The following is a 5,726-nucleotide window of genomic DNA, read 5'->3' as shown; positions in this document are numbered from 1 at the left end:
ACGTGCGTCCGGTGTGGGCCGAGTGCCGCCGGGTGCTGGCACGCGATGGCCTGCTGATGGCCAGCTTCTACAATCCGGTGGTGTTCGTTGCCGCGCGTGATGCACAGCTGAGCGAGCAGGGCCTGATCCGCCCGCAGTACGCGATTCCCTATTCCGACCTGGAAGACCTGGAGCCCGCCGCGCGCGAGGCCAAGCTGGCCCGTGGCGAAGCGCTGACATTCGGTCACAGCCTGGGGGATCTGATCGCCGGGCAGCTGGATGCCGGGTTCGTCATCGACCGCTTCATGGAAGACTGGCAGCCGCAGCCGCGCTTCCTGATCGACCGCTACCTGCCGACCTTCCTGGCCACCCGCGCACGCCGGATCGGCTGAAGACGCGGGCGTACAATGGACGGCCCCACGTTGCACGAGTGAGCCGTCCCTTGTCGTATCCCTATCCGCTGGTCGTGTTCGACCTCGATGGCACGCTGGTCGACAGCGCCGCCGATATCGCCGAAGCACTGAACCGCACGCTGGAAGACATCGGCCTGGCGCGCGTACCCGAAGCCACCGTGCTGGGCTGGATCGGTGACGGCGTGCGCCGGCTGGTCGAACAGGCCGTGCAGGCCGCCGGGCGTCAGATCGATCTGGCAGCGGTGATGCCGACCTTCATGGTCCATTACCGCGAATGCCTGCTGCGCAGCCCGCAGCTGTTCGCTGGCGTAGTGGACGCGCTGGCGCAGTTGCGCGCGTTGAACGTGCCGCTGGCCATCTGCACCAACAAGCCGGCCGCGCTGGTGCCGCCGTTGCTGCAGCACCTGGGCATCGCCGATGCCTTTGCGCTGGTGCTGGGCGGTGATTCGCTGCCGCAGCGCAAGCCCAGTGGTGAGCCGTTGCGGCATATTGCCGCGCACTTCGAACTGCCCGTCGATGCGTGCCTGATGGTTGGCGATTCGCTCACCGACTATCGTGCTGCCGAGGACGCCGGCATGCCGATCGCGCTGGTGCGCTACGGCTATCCGCGAGGACTGGACCTGGAAAACGCGCAGGCCGTCGCGGTAATCGACGACCTGCGTGAACTGCCGGGATTGGCTGCGGTATCGGCGACCTGACCCGCCGGTAGCGCCGGGCCATGCCCGGCGGCCCTTCGATCTGGCGCCCCGACGCCGGGCATGGCCCGACGCTACCGCTTACCTGGGCTGGTAACGCACGCTCAGCTGATACTCGCGGCCTGGCTGGTTGAACCACGCCACGGTTTCGTACTCGCGGTCGAACACATTGGCCACCCGCGCCAGCACCGACCATGCCGGGGTAAGCGCGTATTCGGCGCGCAGATCCAGCGTGCCGTAGCCGCCGACCTTCGCCGCGTTGGCGGCATCGTCGTAGCGCTTGCCCGCGCCCTGTACGGTCAGGCCGGTGCGGAAGTCGCCGAAGCGGCGGTCGATGTCCAGGCGCGCGGTCTGCTGCGCACGGCGTGCCAGCCAGTTGTCGAACTGCGCGCTGCCGTTGGTGCGGTTGCGCGGGTCGGTGAAACTCAGCTGCGCGTTGATGTCGAAGCCGGCCACGGTGGCGCCGCCGGTCAATTCCGCACCGCGGATGCGTGCCTTTTCGACCTGCTGCATGCGGAAGGTGGCCGCGTCGTAGGTGATCAGGTCATCGATGCGGGTTTCGTACACGTCCAGGCCCCAGCGCCAGCCCTGGCCCTGCTGCGAGATGCCGAGGTTGGCACTCTTGGACTTCTCCGGGTCCAGCGTCGGCACGCCGCTCCACGGGTCGTACAGGTCGCTGAAGGTCGGTGCCTTGAACGCGGTGCCGTAGCTGGCGTTGACGCGCAGGCCGTGGCCCAGCTCCATCGCCCAGCCGAGGCTGCCGGTGGCATGGTTGCCGAACTGCTGGTTGTCATCATTGCGTGCGCTGGCCTGCAGCTGGTGACGGCCGAAGCGCGCCTGGTACTGCAGGAACACGCCGGTGTTGCGACGGCTGTCGACCAGGTAACCGGCGCTGCTGCCATCCAGGTTGTCCTCGCTCCAGTCCACGCCGGCGCTGAGCAGCTGGCCTTCGGCAATACCGATGTCGGCCTGCAGCGAAGCGCTGTCGCGGTGCGTCTGTGCGCTGCCGCGTGCACCGAAATCACCGAAGTTGTCGGACTCGTTGTCGCTGCGGCCGACGTTGGCGGTCAGCGTCAACTGCTCCGACGGGGTGTAGCGCACCTTGCCGGCCAGTACCTGCTGGCGGGTCTCGGAGTAGTTGTAGTAGCCGTCGTAGTGGTTCTTGCCGTCGGCACGCAGCGCGCTGCCTTCCACGGTCCACTGGTCGCTCAGGTTGTAACCACCGCGCAGGCTCTTGGACAGGTTGCGGTAGCCATCGCGGTCGGGTTCATCGGCAAAGCAGCCGGTGAACAGCGTGGCCGAACCGCGGCAGGCATCGATGCCATCCGAATGCTGGTAGGCGATGTCGGCGCCGAACCAGCCGCGTTCGGTGCCGCCACCGATGCCGCCGCTGGCTTCACGCAGGCCATTGCTGCCGCCGCCCAGCTGGAAGTGCGGAGCGAAATCACCCTGGTTGCGGCGGGTGAAGATCTGGATCACGCCGCCGATGGCGTCGGCACCGTACAGGCTGGACTGCGGGCCGCGCACGATTTCCACGCGCTCGATCTGTGCCAGCGGCAGATCCTGGTACATCGCCAGGCCGAGGTCGGCGCTGTTGATGCGCACGCCATCGACCAGCACCACGGTATGCGAGGAATTGGTGCCACGCAGGAACAGCGAGCTCTGCTTGCCCAGTCCACCGGCATTGGTCAGGTTGATGCCGGCGCGGCCCTGCAGCAGTTCCTGCAGTGAGGTGGCCTGGCTGGATTCGATCTGCGCGCGGTCGATCACCTGCGCAGGCGCAATGCTGTCCTGCAGGGCGATCGGAGTACGGGTAGCGGTGACCAGCACCTGGTCGAGGTCGGCGGCGCCATCATCGGCCAGGGCCAATGCAGGAAGTGCGGCCAGCACGGCCAGGGACAGCATTCGGGACTGCAGTTTCATCGGGGGACTCCAGGTGCCGCGCACGCCCGCGCAGCGAAGGGGAGGAGTCACAACAGGCAGGCACGCGCCGATGCCGCGGCCATCGCCACAGACATCCAGCGCCATGCCCACCGCATCGCGACCTGAGGCTTCCGGGCCGGTCTCCGGGCTCGCCGCCGGGTGGCCCGAGGCCACCGTCCAGGCGCCTTCCCATGCCTGCGGCACAGTGGCGGGTTGCCTGGAATTGACGTGCTTACCGTTGCGGGGGCAGCGCCGGCATGGCGTGTTGTCACGCGTCACCGGCTTCCCGTTTCAACCTGCCGGCAGGGCCGCAGGTCACCTGGAAGTGCGCGCAGTCTACGGCATCGCGGCCGGCCCGTAGCGTCGAACCCGCACGACTGAGCAGGCGCGGATGCACCTGCACGGTGCAGCAGACCTGCGCCAGCGCCTAGAATGCAGCTCGAATTATCGTGGTGCCGTTGCCGATGTCCGTCTGTTTTCCGCTGTTCCCGCGCCGCCCTGACTGGGCACGCGCATGATCCTCGACCTGGTCCGCCATGCCGGCAACGGTCGCGATGAGTTCCTCGATGGCCGCAGCGATCCGCCGCAGCTGGCCCGCCTGCCGCAGGAGCTGGTCGATGCCTATGCCGGGCAGTCGTGGGAACGGGTGATCAGTTCGCCGCGCCTGCGCTCGCTGCATACGGCGATGGCACTGGCCACACCGCGCGCGCTGGATGTTGAGGCCGACGAGGAGTGGGAAGAGCTGGATTTCGGCGACTGGGATGGCCAGTCATTGTTTGATCTGCCGGAAGAGGCGTTGGCCGCGTTCCACGCCGATCCGCACGCGTTTCCGCCGCCGCATGGCGAAAGCTGGGGCCACTTCGAACGGCGCATCGCACGCGCGCTGGATCGCCTGCTGGATGACGACGACCCGCCGCCGACAGTCGTGGTCAGCCACGGCGGCCCGCTGCGCATGGTGCTGTCGCTGGTGTGCGGCCTGCCGAGCGCTACGCGCTCGCCGGGCATGGCCCGGCGCTACCGATCGCGCATCACAGTGGTGGTGCCGGCCGGTGGCCGGCATTCCCAGCAACGCGGAGGCCTCAATCCTCGTCGGCGCTTTCGGCCGTGCTTTCTTCGCCGTCGTCCTCGGCGTCGAAGCGCTGCTCATGCACCGGGCCCGAGGCCGGACCTGCCGCCTTCAGCGGATGCACGGCAATCCGTGCTTCGTAGTCCTGCACCAGTGCCGTACGCTGCGGTTCGCTCAGTTCCTGCCAGTGGCAGTCCAGCAGCGCACCTTCCAGCGAATACAGCAGGTTGAGGCTGGGCTTGAAGCCGGCACGCTTGACCTTGACGAAGGCACCGACGGCACCGATCGCAACCAGGTCCTCACGGCTGCGCAGGCCCACCTGGCGCAGCCATGCCGCACTCTTCGGGCCGATGTTGCGCAGCTTGACCGCGCTCACGCCAACGCCCCGACGAACACCTCGGCGATGGCTTCCAGACCGGCCTGGTCCTCGGCATCGAAGCGGCCGACGACCGGGCTGTCGATATCGAACACACCGATCAGCTCCCCACCACGGAGCAACGGCACCACCAGTTCCGAGCGCGATGCGGCGTCGCAGGCGATATGGCCGGGGAAGGCGTCCACATCTTCGATCCGCTGGGTGACGCGCTGGCTGGCGGCCGCACCGCACACGCCCTTGTCCAGCGGAATGCGTACGCAGGCCGGCAGGCCCTGGAACGGACCGACCACCAGTTCCTTGCCGTCATACAGGTAGAAGCCCACCCAGTTCAGGTCGGGCAGGGCGTGGTAGACCAGTGCAGCGAGGTTGGCCGCATTGGCGATGCGGTCGGACTCGCCGTAGACCAGGCCACGGGCCTGTTCCAGCAGCTGGGCGTATTGTTCCGGCTTGCTGCCGGTGAGCGAGGCGTTGGCGAACATGGCCGCAGTCTAGCAAGCGCGCCGGGCCAGCGATAATGGGGCTCTGTTGCCCCGCTGGAGCCTGTGATGTCCCTGCCTGCCACGTTGCCGACGGCCCTGTTCGTCACCGGCACCGATACCGAGATCGGCAAGACCGCCGCCAGTACCGCGCTGCTGCACGCGCTGCGCCGGCGCGGCCTGCGCGCGGTGGGCATGAAGCCGGTGGCCAGCGGCAGCCATGACGCGGGGCAGGGGCTGCGCAACGACGACGCGCTGGCATTGCAGGCCGCCAGCCTGCCGGTGCCTGACTACGCCGATCTGAACCCCTACGCATTGCGCCAACCGTTGGCGCCCGAACTGGCGGCCGCAGAAGATGGCGTGCGCATCGAACTGGCCCCGATCGTGGCGGCCTTCGAACGCCTGCGCGCACAGGCCGACGTGGTGGTGGTCGAAGGCGTGGGCGGCTGGCTGGCGCCGTTGTCGGCGCAGCTGGACCAGCTTGACCTGGTACGTGCGCTGCGGCTGCCGGTGGTGCTGGTGGTCGGCATGCGCCTGGGCTGCGTCAACCATGCGCGGTTGACCGCACACTCGCTGCAGGCCAGTGGCGTGGAGTGCCTGGGCTGGATCGGCAACCACATCGATCCGTCGATGCAGCGCCAGGATGAGAATTTCGCGACCTTGCAGCAGCGTCTGCCGATGCCCTGCTGGGGCCGGCTGCCGCATCTGCCGGGCGCCGATGGTGAAGCGTTGAGCGCGTATCTGCACAGCGACCACAGGTAGTGCCGGCCGCTGGCCGGCAACTGCACGTTGCGACCT

General features: G+C 68.0%; 5 protein-coding genes, 2 pseudogenes and 1 riboswitch. Of the genes and pseudogenes, 4 read left to right on the top strand and 3 right to left on the bottom strand.

Annotation, left to right across the window (positions count from 1 at the left end; translation table 11 throughout):
* Positions 1-371, top strand: a pseudogene (locus AC1VAN_RS13605) (SAM-dependent methyltransferase); the annotation flags it as partial.
* Between the two features lie 50 nt (positions 372-421).
* Positions 422-1,090 carry a phosphoglycolate phosphatase gene (gene gph, locus AC1VAN_RS13600; RefSeq protein WP_080150129.1) on the top strand — a complete coding sequence of 223 codons (669 nt, stop codon included), beginning with the start codon at positions 422-424 and terminating at the stop codon, positions 1,088-1,090.
* Between the two features lie 78 nt (positions 1,091-1,168).
* Here gph and btuB read toward each other — a convergent pair whose 3' ends face one another.
* Entirely contained in the window at positions 1,169-3,010 is a 1,842-nt protein-coding gene (gene btuB, locus AC1VAN_RS13595; protein WP_442252412.1) for a TonB-dependent vitamin B12 receptor, read from the bottom strand.
* A 117-nt stretch (positions 3,011-3,127) separates the two neighbouring features.
* Positions 3,128-3,348, bottom strand: a riboswitch (cobalamin riboswitch).
* A 176-nt stretch (positions 3,349-3,524) separates the two neighbouring features.
* Between btuB and AC1VAN_RS13590 the strand changes: the two are divergent.
* Positions 3,525-3,992: pseudogene (locus AC1VAN_RS13590) on the top strand (histidine phosphatase family protein); the annotation flags it as partial.
* 97 nt (positions 3,993-4,089) lie between these two features.
* Here the strand turns inward: AC1VAN_RS13590 and AC1VAN_RS13585 are convergent.
* The gene (locus AC1VAN_RS13585; protein WP_025878429.1) at positions 4,090-4,452 is read right to left on the bottom strand and encodes a TfoX/Sxy family protein; all 363 of its coding nucleotides are present in this window, start codon (positions 4,450-4,452) and stop codon (positions 4,090-4,092) included.
* Positions 4,449-4,931, bottom strand: coding sequence for a GAF domain-containing protein (locus AC1VAN_RS13580; protein WP_025878430.1), 483 nt, complete (start codon positions 4,929-4,931; stop codon positions 4,449-4,451). Before AC1VAN_RS13580 ends, AC1VAN_RS13585 begins: the two co-directional genes overlap by 4 nt.
* A 66-nt stretch (positions 4,932-4,997) precedes the next feature.
* Here AC1VAN_RS13580 and bioD point away from each other — a divergent pair, with 66 nt between their 5' ends.
* Positions 4,998-5,690, top strand: coding sequence for a dethiobiotin synthase (gene bioD, locus AC1VAN_RS13575; protein ID WP_080150124.1), 693 nt, complete (start codon positions 4,998-5,000; stop codon positions 5,688-5,690).
* Positions 5,691-5,726 lie beyond the last annotated feature (36 nt).

The organism is Stenotrophomonas sp. 05L44_2 (assembly GCF_056665995.1).
Note: the sequence above shows the minus strand (reverse complement) of the source record. Positions and strands in the feature narration are given on the sequence as shown.

What these genes read in the sequence shown, in the direction of transcription:
- AC1VAN_RS13580 (WP_025878430.1), bottom strand. Translation starts at nt 4,931, where the DNA reads ATGTTCGCCAACGCCTCGCTCACCGGCAGCAAGCCGGAACAATACGCC.
- bioD (WP_080150124.1), top strand. Translation starts at nt 4,998, where the DNA reads ATGTCCCTGCCTGCCACGTTGCCGACGGCCCTGTTCGTCACCGGCACC.
- btuB (WP_442252412.1), bottom strand. Translation starts at nt 3,010, where the DNA reads ATGAAACTGCAGTCCCGAATGCTGTCCCTGGCCGTGCTGGCCGCACTT.